Origin of the sequence: Streptacidiphilus anmyonensis, assembly GCF_000787855.1 — a bacterium.
Classification (GTDB): Bacteria; Actinomycetota; Actinomycetes; order Streptomycetales; family Streptomycetaceae; genus Streptacidiphilus; species Streptacidiphilus anmyonensis.
This window is the reverse complement of record NZ_BBPQ01000042.1, coordinates 51,795-66,248: the sequence shown is the minus strand read 5'-3', so window position 1 is coordinate 66,248 and position 14,454 is coordinate 51,795. Positions and strand designations below refer to the sequence as shown.

Genomic DNA, 14,454 nt, shown 5'->3' with positions numbered 1-14,454 from the left:
GCACGGGCGCGGGGCGCGGAGCGGGCGGCGTCGGGCTCGTGTCCGAACCCGGCCGGCCGGCCGCGCCGGAGGCGGTCCTCGCCTTCGGGGCGGTGCGGCCGGCGCCCGAGGCGCCGCTCGCGCCCGGGGAGGTGGAGCGGCTGGTCGGCGGGTGGCACCACGACCCGCACGGGCTGCTCGGCGCGCACGAGACGGTGTACGGCACCGCCGTGCGCGTGCTGCGCCCGCTCGCCGAGCGGGTCGTGGTCGACGGCGGCACGGTCCGCTTCGAGCTGACGCACCAGCAGGACGGCCTGTTCACCGGCCTGCTGCCGAAGGACGCGATCAAGGACCGCTATCTGCTGCGGGTCACCTACGCCGGCACCGAGTACGAGCAGGAGGACGGCTACCGCTTCCTGCCCACCGTCGGCGAGACGGACCTGCACCTGATCTCCGAGGGCCGCCACGAGCAGCTGTGGCGGGCACTCGGCGCGCACCCGCGGCTGGTCGAGGGCGTCAACGGCACGGCCTTCTCCGTGTGGGCGCCCAACGCCTCCGGCGTGCGGATCATCGGCGACTTCAACGGGTGGAACGGCGCCTCGCACCCGATGCGCTCGCTCGGGGCGAGCGGCGTGTGGGAGCTGTTCGTGCCGGGCATCGGCGAGGGCGCGACCTACAAGTTCGAGATCGCCACCCGCGACGGCCGGATGCTGCAGAAGGCCGACCCGCTCGCGCGCCACGCCGAGTGCCCGCCCTCGACCGCCTCGGTCGTGACCTCCTCGCGGCACGAGTGGCACGACGCCGAGTGGATGGCCACGCGTGGCCGGCTGCCGCACCACCAGGCGCCGATGAGCGTCTACGAGATCCACCCGGGCTCCTGGCGGCCGGGCACGACCTACCGCGAGCTGGCCGACGAGCTGCCCGGCTACGTCCGCGACCTCGGCTTCACCCACGTCGAACTGATGCCGGTGATGCAGCACCCGTTCGACGGCTCCTGGGGCTACCAGGTCTCGGGCTACTTCGCGCCGACCTCGCGCCTCGGCTCCCCGGACGACTTCCGCCACCTGGTGGACAAGCTGCACCAGGCCGGGATCGGCGTGATCGTCGACTGGGTGCCCGCGCACTTCCCCAAGGACGACTTCGCACTGGCCTGCTTCGACGGCGAGCCGCTGTACGAGCCGGCCGACCCGCGTCGTGCCGAGCACCCGGACTGGGGGACCCTGGAGTTCGACTACGGGCGCGCCGAGGTCCGCAACTTCCTGGTCGCCAACGCCGTCTACTGGGGCGAGGAGTTCCACGTCGACGGCCTGCGGGTGGACGCGGTCGCGTCGATGCTCTACCTGGACTACTCCCGCGAGCACGGCGAGTGGGCGCCCAACGAGCACGGCGGTCGCGAGAACTGGGACGCCGTCAGGTTCCTCCAGGAGATGAACGCCACCGTCTACCGGCGCTGCCCCGGCATCGTGACCGTCGCCGAGGAGTCGACCGCCTGGCCGGGGGTGACCGCGCCGACCCAGCACGGAGGTCTCGGCTTCGGCCTGAAGTGGAACATGGGCTGGATGCACGACTCGCTCGTCTACATGAGCAAGGAGCCGGTGCACCGCAAGTACCACCACAACGAGATGACCTTCTCGATGGTCTACGCGTACAGCGAGAACTACGTGCTGCCGATCTCCCACGACGAGGTCGTGCACGGCAAGCGGGCGCTGGTCTCCAAGATGCCGGGCGACTGGTGGCAGCAGCGCGCCAACCACCGCGCCTACCTGGGCTTCATGTGGGCCCACCCGGGCAAGCAACTGCTGTTCATGGGCAGCGAGTTCGCCCAGGGCGCGGAGTGGGACCACAAGGAGGGCCCGCAGTGGTGGGTGCTGAACCCCGAGTGGCCCGCGCACGCCGAGCACGAGGGCGTCCGCGAGCTGGTCCGCGACCTGAACCGGCTCTACGTCGACACACCGGCGCTGTGGCAGCTGGACTCCGACCCCGCCGGGTTCTCCTGGCTGGACGGCGGCGCGGCGGAGGACAACGTCTTCTCCTTCGTCCGCTACGACACGCAGGGACGGCCGCTGGTCTGCGTCAGCAACATGTCGCCCGTGGTCCGGCACGGTTTCCGGGTCGGTCTGCCGACGGTCCGGGCGGACGTGCGGGACGCGCGGTGGCTGGAGATCCTCAACACCGACACCGAGGTCTACGGCGGCAGCGGGGTCGGCAACCCCGATCCGGTCAAGGCCGAGCAGGTCGGTTGGAACGGCCGGGACACCAGCGCCGAGCTGACGCTGCCGCCCCTTTCCACCATCTGGTTGAGCCCGGCGTAGCCGTGTCGCGGCCCGTACCCTGACCCGCATGACCGTCGTCCAGATCCCCGGGTCCAAGTCCGTCACCGCCCGCGCGCTCTACCTCGCGGCGGCGGCCGAGGGCACCACCACGTTGCGCCGGCCGCTGCTCTCCGACGACTCGGAGGGCTTCGCCGAGGGCCTGACCGCCCTCGGCTACCGGGTGGACCGCCGGCCGGGGGTCTGGACGATCGAGGGGCGCCCGGCCGGTCCGGGGGTCCCCTCCGCCGACGTCTACTGCCGCGACGGCGCGACGACCGCCCGCTTCCTGCCGGCGCTCGCGGCCGCCGGGCGCGGCTCGTTCCGCTTCGACGCGTCCGCGCAGATGCGCCGCCGTCCGCTCGGCCCGTTGACGCAGGCGCTGCGCGAGCTGGGCGTGGACCTGGTCCACGAGCAGGCCGAGGGCCACCACCCGCTGCGGATCGAGGCCGACGGCATCAAGGGCGGCGCGATCACCCTGGACGCGGGCCTGTCCTCGCAGTTCCTCACCGCGCTGCTGCTGACCGGTCCGCTGACCGGTCAGGGCCTGGAGATCACCGTCACCGATCTGGTCTCCGTGCCGTACGTGGAGATCACGCTCGCGATGATGAACCGCTTCGGCAACCCGGCCCGCCGCGAGGGCGACACCTTCGTCGTCCCGCCGGTCCCCTACACCGCGACGGACTACCTGATCGAGCCGGACGCCTCCACCGCGAGCTACGTCTTCGCCGCCGCCGCGCTGACCGGAAACACCGTCACCGTCCCGGGTCTGGGCACCGACTCCCTCCAGGGCGACCTGCGCTTCGCGGAGGTGCTGCGACGGATGGGCGCGGACGTCGCGATCACCGCCGAGGGCACGACCGTCACCGGCACCGGCCGTCTGCGCGGCGTCACCGTCAACATGCGGGACATCTCCGACACCGTGCCGACCCTGGCCGCGATCGCCCCGTTCGCGGACGGGCCGGTCCGCATCGAGGACGTCTACAACACCCGGATCAAGGAGTGCGACCGCCTCGCCGCCTGCGAGCAGAACCTCACCGCCCTCGGCGTCCCGGTCACGACCGGCCGCGACTGGATCGAGATCCGGCCCGCCCGGCCGACCGGTCCGGTGGAGATCGCCTGCCACGGGGACCACCGCATCGCCATGTCCTTCTCGATCACCGGACTGCGCACGCCCGGCATCTCCCTGGACGACCCCGGCTGCGTGAAAAAGACGTTCCCGGGCTTCCACGACGCCCTCGCCGCCCTGCGCGCCGAGTGGGGCGTCTGAGCCGCGAGTTCGGGCGTCCACCAGGTGGGACGGCAACGGTTTCCGATCAGGAAGCCGTCGGCGGCAACTGAATCCGCATTCCAGGAAGCCTCCTAAACGAAATCCGCCAAACCATTGCCAGGCTCGGCCCGCTAACGGCACCATGTGGCACGCGCTGGAGCCAAAGGTGTACGAGCGGCGATCCCGCTTCCGGAAACACCGGCGACACAAGGCTGTTGCCCAGCCCGCGATCACACCTGCTTGAGTGCGTTCGGCATGCCCCCATGTACCTGCCCTACGCGCCCCGTCCCCACCAGCCGGCGATCGAGGCCCCCTCCCCACACCTCGACCGCCGCAGGAGAGGTTCCTCCGTTGAGCGAGTTCACCCCGACCGAAGGAAGAGGCGGCCTGCGGGCCAACGTCCTCGGCACCTTCGACACGATCGTCATGGCCATCGCCGGCAGCGCCCCCGCCTACTCGCTGGCCGCCAGCACCGTCGCCCTGCTGGCCGCGGCCGGCCTCTTCAGCCCCGCCGCGCTGCTGTGGTGCGCGATCCCGATGCTCGGCATCGCCTGGGCCTTCAACTACCTGGGCCGCCTCGACGTCAACGCGGGCGCGAGCTACTCCTGGGTGGGCCGCGCGCTGCACCCGGCGCTGGGCTTCGCCGCGGGCTGGTCGCTGGTCGTCTCGGCGCTGATCTTCATGGTCGCGGGCTCGCTCCCGGCCGGTCAGTACACCCTCTCCCTCTTCTCGGACTCGCTCTCCAGCAACACCTGGGCCTGCGTGGGCGTCGGCGCCTTCGTCTTCCTGGTGATGGCGCTGCTGGTGCTGCTCGGCGCCCGGATCACCGCGCACGCGCAGTGGATCATGACCGGCATCGAGGTGCTGATCCTCGCGGGCTTCGGCATCGCGGCGCTCGTCCACGGCGGCAGCGCGGCGCACTTCCAGTGGTCCTGGCTGTGGGGCTTCGGGCACTTCGGCGGCATGAGCGGCTTCGCCGGCGCGGCGCTGGTCGCGGCCTTCTACTTCTGGGGCTGGGACGTCACCGCCAACCTGAGCGAGGAGACCACCGACTCGCAGAAGAACTCCGGCATGGGCGGTCTGCTCGGTGTGGCCGCGGTCTTCGCGCTCTTCGAGATCGTCACCATCGCGGTCAACATGATGGTCAGCCAGAAGGACATCGCGGGCGGCGCGCCGTTCCTCAACACCCTGGGCGAGGCCGTCTGGCCGGGCGCGGGCGGCAAGATCATGGTGCTGGCCGTGGTGCTCTCCACCATCGCCACGCTGGAGACGACGCTGATCCAGATCAGCCGCTCGCTCTTCGCCATGGGCCGCGACAAGACCCTCCCGGCCGTCTTCGGCAAGACCCACACCCGCTGGCAGACCCCGTACATCGCGCTGGGCGTCATCGTGGTGATCTCCCTGGGCCTCTTCGTCGCCTCCAGCGCGCTGGGCTCGGTCACCAAGATCCTCGACGACGCGGTCGCCGCGATCGGCCTGCAGATCTGCGTCTACTACGCGCTGGCCGGCATCGCGGTGGTCGTCGCCTACCGCAAGGTGGCGTTCAAGTCGCTGCGCAACACCGTCTTCGTGGCCCTGTGGCCGGGCGCGGGCGCGATCTTCATGGGCTTCCTCTTCGTCGAGAACTGCATGAACCTGCCCGGCGTCCAGATCGCGATCGGCCTCGGCGCGCTGGTCGTCGGCGTCATCCCGATGGCGATCTACTGGGCCAAGGGCAGCGAGTTCTACACCAACCCCGGCGCCCGCCTCGACGCCGCGCTCGCCGACGCGGTCGACGCCGAGTTCGGCAGCTCGTCGCTGACGACCACCGCCTCGCACGGCGGCGGCGTCGCCACCGATCTATGACGCTTCATCAGCGCTTTTAGCCGCAACCGGCAGTCAACGACGACTGCCGGTTGTCGGCTTTTCCGCGTTTCCGTGTTCCGGTACTCATGCAGGGGGAGCCGAGATGGCCCGCGCCTCACGACGCCGCACCACCGCACCACAGTTCGACCCGACGTTCGGCGACGCCGATCTCGCCACCGCCCGGCAGGACCTCGCCGTCGGACGCTGGCAGGGCGCCCGCGACCTGCTGCGCGCCACCGGCCGCGACTGGGACCGGCGCACGCACCGGATGCGGATGCTGGCCGACGCCGCGGCCTCCACCCGCACCGTCGAGACCTGGCAGGTCGCCGAGCCGACCAACCCCGACGCGCTGGCACTGCGCGCGGAGACGGAGGTGCAGCGCCTCTTCCTCGCCGTGGCCTCCGTCGCGCAGAGCAGCGGCACCCCGCCGCCGGGTCAGGACGCGCTGGACCGGCGCGAACTCGACCGCACCGCCCGGATCTGCCTCCAGGCCGCCGAGCGGAGCGCCACGGATCCCGTCCCGTGGGTCTCCCTGATGACCCTGGCCCGCCTGTACGCCGGCGGCCACCCGCACGTCTGGCACTGGTGGCGCGAACTCCAGGCCCGCGACCAGTTCAACCGCGAGGGCCACCACCAGGTGCTGCGCCACCTCTCCGCGCGCTGGCACGGCAGCTACGGCGAGATGTACAACTTCGCCCGCGACAGCGCGGCGTTCGCGCCGCAGGGGTCCCCGCTGGCCACGCTGACCCAGGCCGCGCGCGCCGAGCACTTCCGCCACCGCGTCGAGGCCGAGGGCGAGGCGGCCTTCGGCCTCACCTACCACTGGACCCACGAGGTCGCCGTCCAGGCCCTGCACGGCACCCTGCGCACCTGGATCGCCCACCGCGGCCCGACGGAGCTCGCCCAGGACGTCGCCGACCTCAACCTCCTCCTCCACGGCCTCGTCTTCGCGGGCATGCTGCAGGAGGCCAAGGCGATCAGCGCACAGCTGGGCGACCGCCCCACCCGCGTCCCCTGGTCCTACTGCGGCGACCCGACGGCCCTCTTCCAGCACTGGCGCACCCAACTCGGCGGCTGAGCCTTCGCTCCCGCGGGACGTCGCACCATCCGGGGGCGCGGGTCTGCCCAGGGCGCGAGGCTGCGCCGACATGCGGCTCCACCGCGTAGGCGCGACAAGCCACCCTCCCCGAGCTTCGGCCCGGGGGTGCCCCCATCCGGTACAGCCCCGAACGCGCAGGGCCATCCGCACGCCGGTGGCTTCTCACGCCCCGAGTTCCGGGGTGGGTGCCCCGCTGTCCGAAATGCGAAGGTAGTCTCGAAGCCGCTCGAACAGCGACTCGGAACGGAGTGCCTCGGTGGCCCGCAGTGTCTACGTGACCGGTATCGGGAGAGGGGACGGCCGACAGGCCGTCGAGCTGGGGGTCATGGAGCTGCTGACCCGGCACGTCGACCGGGTCGGCCTGTTCCGGCCGCTCGTGCACGCCTCCGCCGACCACGTCGTGGAGCTGCTGCGCGGGCGGTACCGGGTGGATCTCCCGCCGGAGGCCGTGTACGGGCTCAGTTACGACGAGGCGGCCGCGATCCAGGCCGAGCGCGGGCAGGACGAGCTGGTCGGGCTGCTGGTGGACCGCTTCCGCGCGGTCGAGCGCGCCTGCGAGGCCGTCCTCGTCCTCGGGACGGACTTCACGTCCACCAACATCCCCGACGAGCTCGCGCTCAACGCGCGGCTCGCCAACGAGTTCGGCGCCGGCGTGCTGCCGGTCATCGGCGGGCACCGCGAGAGCGCGGAGACGGTCGTCAACGAGGTCCGCAACGCGCACCGCTCCTACACCGACCTCGGCTGCTCCATCCTGGCGATGATCGCCAACCGGGTCGCGCCGAGCGACAAGCAGGCCGTGGCGCGACGGCTGGCGAACCGGCCGGACGTGCCCTGCTACGTGATCCCTGACGACCCGGCGCTCTCCGCGCCGACCGTCACCCAGGTGGCCGAGGCCACCCACGCGGAGGTGCTGCTCGGCGACCCCGCGGGCCTGGCCCGCGACGTGCGGCGGTTCGTGTTCGGCGGGGCGATGCTGCCGAAGTTCCTCGACGCGCTCTCCGACGGCTGCCTGGTGATCACCCCGGGCGACCGCGCGGACCTGTTGATCGGCTCCCTCGCCGCGCACGCCGCCGGCGCACCGCCGATCGCCGGCGTGCTGCTGACGCTGGGCGAGACGCCGGGCCCGAACGTGATGGGCCTGGCCTCGCGGCTGGCGCCCGGCACGCCCGTGCTGGCGGTCCAGGAGGGCAGCTATCCGACCGCGATGGACCTGTCCACGCTGGAGGGCAAGCTGACCGCCGCCAGCCCGCGCAAGGCCGAGACCGCGCTCGGCCTGTTCGAACTGCACGTCGACACCGCCGAGCTGACGGACCGGATCGAGCTGACGCGCACCGAGCGGGTCACCCCGATGATGTTCGAGCACGAGCTGCTGGAGCGCGCCCGCGGTGGCACGCTGCGCGAGATCGTGCTGCCCGAGGGCGCCGAGGACCGGGTGCTGCGCGCGGCCGAGGTGCTGCTGCGGCGCAACGTCTGCCACCTCACCCTGCTCGGCTCCGAGGACGCGGTCCGCCGCAAGGTGGCCGAGCTCGGGCTGAACATCACCTTCGACACGGCCGACCCCGCCGACGACGCGGACGGCGCGCGGGCCCGCGCGCGGATCATCGACCCGGTCACCTCGCCGCTGCGCGACCGCTTCGCCGAGGTCTACGCGGAGCTGCGGCGGCACAAGGGCATGACCGTCGAGCAGGCCCTCGACGTCGTCACCGAGGTCAGCTACTTCGGCACGCTGATGGTGCAGGAGGGCCTGGCCGACGGCATGGTGAGCGGCGCGGTGCACTCGACGGCCGCGACCATCCGTCCGGCGTTCGAGATCATCAAGACCTCGCCGGAGGCGAAGATCGTCTCCTCGGTGTTCTTCATGTGCCTGTCCGACAAGGTCCTGGTCTACGGCGACTGCGCGGTCAACCCGGACCCGGACGCCGAGCAGTTGGCGGACATCGCGATCCAGTCCTCGGCGACCGCCGCCCGCTTCGGCGTCAGCCCGCGCGTGGCGATGCTCTCCTACTCGACCGGCACCTCCGGCTCCGGCGCGGACGTCGACAAGGTCCGCAAGGCGACCGAGCTGGTGCGCGGTCAGCGCCCGGACATCCTGGTCGAGGGCCCGATCCAGTACGACGCGGCGGTGGACCCGTCGGTCGCCAGGACCAAGCTGCCGGGCTCTGCGGTGGCGGGGCAGGCCAGCGTGCTGATCTTCCCGGACCTGAACACCGGCAACAACACATACAAGGCCGTGCAGCGCTCGGCCGGGGCGATCGCGGTCGGGCCGGTGCTCCAGGGGCTGCGCAAGCCCGTCAACGACCTGTCGCGCGGCGCGCTGGTCCAGGACATCGTCAACACCGTGGCCATCACCGCGGTCCAGGCCCAGCAGGCGGCCGCCCAGCGGCGAAGCGAGGAGCACAAGTGAGCAGCGACGCCACGAGGATCCTCGTCCTCAACTCCGGTTCCTCCTCGGTGAAGTACCAGCTGATCGACATGGCCGACGGGGCCCGCCCCGCGCTCGGCATCGTCGAGCGGATCGGCGAGGGCCAAGGTCTGATCAGGCACGAGCCGGCCGGTCGTCCGCCGCGCGAGCGGTACCAGGCGTTCCCCGACCACGCCTCGGCGCTGAGCGCCGTCGCCGACGAGCTGGCCGCCGACGGGCTGGGGCTGGACTCCCCGCGCCTCGCCGCGATCGGGCACCGCACCGTCCACGGCGGCACGCGCTTCACCGAGCCGACGCTGATCACCGACGAGGTGGTCGAGGGCCTGCGCGAGCTGATCCCGCTGGCGCCGCTGCACAACCCGGCCAACATCACGGGCATCGAGGTGGCCCGCAAGCTGCGCCCGGACCTGCCGCAGGTGGCCGTCTTCGACACCGCCTTCCACGCCGGGATGCCCGAGCACGCGGCCCGCTACGCGATCGACAAGGCCACGGCCGACGCCCACCAGGTGCGCCGCTACGGCTTCCACGGCACCTCGCACCAGTACGTCTCGCGCCGCACCGCGCAGCTGCTGGACGCCTCGCCCGAGGCGGTCAACGTGATCGTGCTGCACCTGGGCAACGGCGCCAGCGCGTCCGCCGTGGCGGGCGGCCGCTGCGTGGACACCTCGATGGGCCTGACCCCGTTGGAGGGGCTGGTCATGGGCACCCGCTCCGGCGACATCGACCCGGCCGTGGTCTTCCACCTGCACCGTGTCGGCGGCCTGACGGTCGACGAGATCGACGACCTGCTGAACCGCCGCAGCGGCCTGCTGGGCCTGTGCGGGGACAACGACATGCGGGAAATCGGGCGCCGAATGGGCGAGGGCGACGCCGAAGCCCGGCTCGCCTTCGACATCTACATCCACCGTTTGCGGAAATACATCGGGAGTTACTACGCGGTAATGGGCCGGGTGGACGCCATCGCGTTCACCGCGGGGGTGGGCGAGAACTCCGCGGCGGTGCGTGAGGCCGCCCTCGCGGGCATGGAGTCGCTGGGCATCGAGCTCGATTCGGTCCGCAACGCGGTGCGCGGCAGCTCGCCCCGGCTGATCTCGACGGACTCCTCCCGGGTGCGGGTGGCGGTGGTCCCGACGGACGAGGAACTGGAGATCGCCCGGCAGACCTTCGCCGTGGTGCGTCGGAGCGCGGATCCGAGTACAGAAATGCGTTGAATGCGCGGAATGCGCTCGAAAGGTAAGCCGATAGGATGAGCCATATGCGCCGAGCCAAGATCGTTTGCACTCTGGGTCCCGCGACCGACGGATTCGAACAGCTGAAGTCGCTGATCGAAGCCGGAATGAACGTCGCCCGACTCAATATGAGCCACGGCAGTCACGCCGAGCACGAGAACCGCTACAACAACGTCCGCGCGGCCGCCGAGGCAGCCGGCCGCGCCGTGGGCGTGCTCGCGGACCTCCAGGGCCCCAAGATCCGTCTCGCCACCTTCGCCAACGGTCCGGTGACCGTGGAGAACGGCGACACGTTCACCATCACCACCGAGGACTGCCCGGGCGACCAGCACATCTGCGGCACGACCTACAAGGGTCTGCCCGGCGATGTGAAGCCCGGCGACCCGGTGCTCATCAACGACGGCGTGGTCGCCCTGGAGGTCGTCAGCGTCGACGGCCCCCGCGTGGTGACCCGAGTGGTCGAGGGCGGCGTGCTCTCGAACAACAAGGGCATCAACCTGCCCGGCGCGGCGGTCAACGTCCCCGCGCTCTCCGAGAAGGACAAGGACGACCTCCGGTTCGCCCTGCGCCTCGGCGTCGACATGGTCGCCCTCTCCTTCGTCCGCAACGCCGCGGACATCGAGGACGTCCACAAGGTCATGGACGAGGAGGGACGCCGCGTCCCGGTCATCGCCAAGGTCGAGAAGCCGCAGGCCGTGGACGCCATGGAGGAGATCGTCCTGGCCTTCGACGCGGTGATGGTCGCCCGCGGCGACCTCGCGGTCGAGTACCCGCTGGAGAAGGTCCCGCTGGTGCAGAAGCGTCTGATCACGCTCTGCCGCCGCAACGCCAAGCCGGTCATCGTTGCCACCCAGATGATGGAGTCGATGATCACCCAGTCCCGCCCGACCCGCGCCGAGGCCTCCGACGTCGCCAACGCGATCCTGGACGGCACGGACGCGGTCATGCTCTCCGCGGAGTCCTCGGTCGGCAAGTTCCCGATCGAGACCGTGCAGACCATGGGCCGCATCATCGAGGCGGCGGAGGAGGAGCTGCTCTCCCAGGGCCTCCAGCCGCTCAACCCCGGCCGCAAGCCCCGCACCCAGGGCGGCTCCATCGCCCGCGCGGCCTGCGAGCTCGGCGACTTCCTCAACGCCAAGGCGCTGGTGGCCTTCACCAAGTCCGGCGACACCGCGCGCCGCCTGTCGCGCTACCGCTCCCCCATCCCGATCATGGCCTTCACCCCGGAGACCTCCACCCGCAACCAGCTGGCCCTCAGCTGGGGCGTGGACACCTTCGTGCTCCCGCAGGCCCCCAACACCGACGCCATGGTCGACCAGGTCGACGAGGCGATGATGGCCCAGGGCAAGTACGGCAAGGGCGACACCATCATCGTCACCGCCGGCTCCCCTCCGGGGATCGTCGGCACGACCAACATGGTCCGCGTGCACCACCTGGCCACGGGCGACTGATCCCGTCCCGGCACCTGCGAAAGCCCCTCGGCGCTGCCGCGCCGGGGGGCCTTCGCACACCAGGGCAGGCACGAGACCTAGACCCTGCCGAGGACCGCCCAGGGGTTGGGCAGGCGCCCGGGCGTGGCGTAGCCGTGGACGAGGGCGTCCGGCGGGGCGGCGTGGACGAGGTGGGTGCCGGCGTCGGGGGCCCGGTCCCCGTAGTCGCTCCAGGGGCCCTCGAAGGTGACCACGACGTCCGCCAGGTCCAGGTAGGCCGGGTGGGGCGGGAGGCCGGGGTTGAGCGCCACGAAGGACGCGCCGAGCGAGCGGGCCGCGATGGTGAGGCGGATGTAGTGCGGCAGGGCCTCCGAACCGTCGGGCGTCTGGTCCAGGAAGACGCCGTCGACTCCGTACCAGCGACGGTAGGCCGCGATCTCGGCGACCACCTCCGCGTGCGGGCGGCGGCCGTAGTCCGTGTCCACGTACCCGAGCACGCGCGTCCGCGCGAGCTCCCCGCGCGCCTCCGCGTACGCCGGGTCGGGGGCCGGGCCGGGACCGCTGGAGGGGTTGATCACCACCGCGGCGAGGCGGGGCGCGGCCTCCCGCAGGACCGCCCATGACGCCGGGTCGGCTCTCGGGTCGAAGTACGCGGGGACCAGGGGGCAGGATATCGCGTCGTCGCTCACGCCCGGCTCAACGACGCGGGCGGGCATGAGGAAACCCCCACCGGACGAACCGGAGGGGGCCTCAGCGAAGTCGCTGAATCACTGACCGAGCGGCGTGTAGTACAGGTGCATGCCCGGGATCGTCAGGTTCCCGCCGAACTGGCCCTGCTGAATCGCCGTCACATCGCCCAGCTCCAGCGTGAGCGGGATCGGCACGGCGCCGATCAGGTTGTAGAGCCACTGCGGCAGGCTGTCCGGCGTCAGGTCGATGCCGATGTTCAGCAGGCCCAGCGGGATGCCCTCGGCCGCGAGGATCGTGCCCTTCAGCTCGGTGACGTACATCGTCACCGTGCCGCCGCGCATCGTCGAGGTCGAGCCGGGCGAGCCCTGGACGTGGACCTCCTGGCCGCGCTGGTTGGCGGACATGTCCAGGTCGCCGATGTTGATCTCCTCGGCGGTGAACTTCAGCACGCGCTCCGTGCTGCCGTCCGCCAGCGGGATGGTGACGACGCCGTGGAACTCGGTGTTGATGAGCTTCAGGTCGGAGGAGTGCAGCGTCCACTTCTCCACCGGCATGGTGCCGGCGGCGAGCTGCGAGCTGACCGAGGTGTCCAGCGGCGCGGCGAGGTGGCTGATGTCGCACTGCTTGGTCGGGTCGCTGCTCGCGGACGCGCTGGGCGTGGCGGAGGCGGAGGCCGTCGGGACCGGCGTGTGGGTCGGGGACGCGGTCGGAGACGTGGTCGGCGTGCTGCTCGGCGTGGCCGAGGGCGAGGCCGAGGCGGTCGGCGCCGTGGCGGCGCGCACCGAGTGGGCCACGGAGGCCGCGCCAGGCGTCGCGGAAGGCGTCATGGTGGGCGTCGCCGAGGGCGAGACGACGGCCGGGGTCGATGTGGTGGGGGCCGTGAGACCGCCCAGCAGACCGCCCAGGATGCCGCCGAGCAGACCGCCCGAGGAGGAGCCGCCGCCCTTCGAGGGGCTCGGCGAGGGGGTGGGCGTGCTGCCGCCCGTGCCGCCGCCGGTACCCGTACCGCCACTGCCCGTGCCGCCCGTGCCACCGCCGCTGCCGCCCGTGCTCGACGTGCCGCCGGTCCCGCCGGAGCCCGAGCCGCCGCCGGTCCCGCCGGAGCCGCTGCGCTGCGTCGGCGTGGACGAGCCGCCGGTCTTGGTGGACTTGACGGTCGCTTTGTCGGTCTTGGCCGTCTTCGCGCTCGGCGTGGCCGACGCCGTCGCGCCGGTGTCCGTGCCGGGGGCGCCCTTGGTGCAGGCGGAGCCGGTCGTCTCCGGGGCGGAGGCGGGGACCGCCTTCGGCGCCATCCTCGGGCCGGCGTCGGCGGCGAAGGCCAGCTTCGGCGCCAGCGTGCCCATCAGGAGCGCCGTCGGCATGGCGGTCAGGGCGATGGCGCGACCGACGGGGCGCTGGATGCGCCCGCGCACGGTGGGCCGGGGAGCAGCGTGACGCCCGGCGGTGCGAGCCGGCTGCTGCTCGTTCTCACTCGACACTCTTGCTCTCCTCCTGCGGCTCCTGCGGCTGCTGCGCCTGAGGCATCGCCGTCGGCAGCTCGGCCGCGTCGGCCTCGCCCGCCTGCTGGGTCGGAAGAACCACCTGGGTGTCCGCCTCCGCCGTCCGCTCGGCGACCGCCGGCTCCGCAGCGGCCGCCCGGGCCGCCGGCGTCGCCTTCAGCGGCGCCCACGAGCACGCCAGCGCGCCGCCGAGGATCCCGAGGATCAGGCCCATGCCGAAGCCGCCGAAGTTGGAGACCGGCAGCGAGATGATGCTGAGCACGATCGCCGCGATGCCGGCGAAGACGCGGATCAGCGGCTGGAACCAGCACGAGATCCCGAGCGCGATCAGCAGCAGGCCGATGACGGCCGAGCCCGCGCCGGCCGTGGTGGCCATCTGGATCCGCAGCGCGCCCACGTTGAGTGTGGCGTACGGGAAGTAGAGGATCGGCCCCGCGGCGAGCAGGACCAGCAGTCCGCCCCAGAATGGGCGGGTCCGGCGCCAGTCGCGGAAGGCTCGGCGGGCCTTGGAGAACCCACTGATCGGATCGGGCTGCGCCGTCGTCGTCGCGCTGGTCACGTGGCAGCTCCCAAGGGTCTAGCTCGTTGGGGGTGGAACTCGATGGCTCGAACGCGTTGGTTCGGAAGGCTCGAAAGGGTGTGGCGGGGAGGGGACAGGCCCTCCCCCCCGCACGACCCCCGG

General features: G+C 72.0%; 10 protein-coding genes. 7 read left to right on the top strand and 3 right to left on the bottom strand.

Annotation, left to right across the window (positions count from 1 at the left end):
• The 7 genes from glgB to pyk form a co-directional block, all read left to right on the top strand.
• Nucleotides 1–2,291, top strand: a 2,291-nt coding sequence (gene glgB, locus TR50_RS28610; protein WP_439654251.1) for a 1,4-alpha-glucan branching protein GlgB, incomplete at its 5' end; no start/stop codon positions are given.
• Between the two features lie 28 nt (nucleotides 2,292–2,319).
• Entirely contained in the window at nucleotides 2,320–3,558 is a 1,239-nt protein-coding gene (aroA, locus tag TR50_RS28605; protein ID WP_042428325.1) for a 3-phosphoshikimate 1-carboxyvinyltransferase, read from the top strand.
• A gap of 255 nt (nucleotides 3,559–3,813) precedes the next feature.
• Entirely contained in the window at nucleotides 3,814–5,403 is a 1,590-nt protein-coding gene (locus TR50_RS28600) for an APC family permease (protein ID WP_084701126.1), read from the top strand.
• Between the two features lie 103 nt (nucleotides 5,404–5,506).
• Nucleotides 5,507–6,481, top strand: a complete 975-nt coding sequence (locus TR50_RS28595; protein ID WP_042428319.1) for a hypothetical protein — start codon at nucleotides 5,507–5,509, stop codon at nucleotides 6,479–6,481.
• Nucleotides 6,482–6,758: 277 nt separating this feature from the next.
• Nucleotides 6,759–8,906, top strand: a complete 2,148-nt coding sequence (pta, locus tag TR50_RS28590; RefSeq protein WP_042428316.1) for a phosphate acetyltransferase — start codon at nucleotides 6,759–6,761, stop codon at nucleotides 8,904–8,906.
• Nucleotides 8,903–10,135: an acetate kinase gene (locus TR50_RS28585; RefSeq protein ID WP_042428313.1), complete on the top strand. Its 1,233-nt coding sequence runs from the start codon at nucleotides 8,903–8,905 to the stop codon at nucleotides 10,133–10,135. The genes pta and TR50_RS28585 overlap by 4 nt, the downstream gene beginning before the upstream one ends.
• Nucleotides 10,136–10,179: 44 nt before the next feature.
• On the top strand, nucleotides 10,180–11,604 hold the full coding sequence (pyk, locus tag TR50_RS28580) for a pyruvate kinase (protein ID WP_042386691.1): 1,425 nt from the start codon (nucleotides 10,180–10,182) through the stop codon (nucleotides 11,602–11,604).
• A gap of 77 nt (nucleotides 11,605–11,681) precedes the next feature.
• Here pyk and TR50_RS28575 read toward each other — a convergent pair whose 3' ends face one another.
• From TR50_RS28575 to TR50_RS28565, 3 genes are all read right to left on the bottom strand, one after another.
• Complete coding sequence (locus TR50_RS28575) at nucleotides 11,682–12,272, bottom strand: spherulation-specific family 4 protein (protein ID WP_052441428.1); 591 nt, start codon at nucleotides 12,270–12,272, stop codon at nucleotides 11,682–11,684.
• Between the two features lie 78 nt (nucleotides 12,273–12,350).
• On the bottom strand, nucleotides 12,351–13,751 hold the full coding sequence (locus TR50_RS28570; protein WP_042428310.1) for a hypothetical protein: 1,401 nt from the start codon (nucleotides 13,749–13,751) through the stop codon (nucleotides 12,351–12,353).
• Nucleotides 13,741–14,331, bottom strand: coding sequence for a DUF6114 domain-containing protein (locus TR50_RS28565; protein ID WP_042428307.1), 591 nt, complete (start codon nucleotides 14,329–14,331; stop codon nucleotides 13,741–13,743). The genes TR50_RS28570 and TR50_RS28565 overlap by 11 nt, the downstream gene beginning before the upstream one ends.
• Nucleotides 14,332–14,454 lie beyond the last annotated feature (123 nt).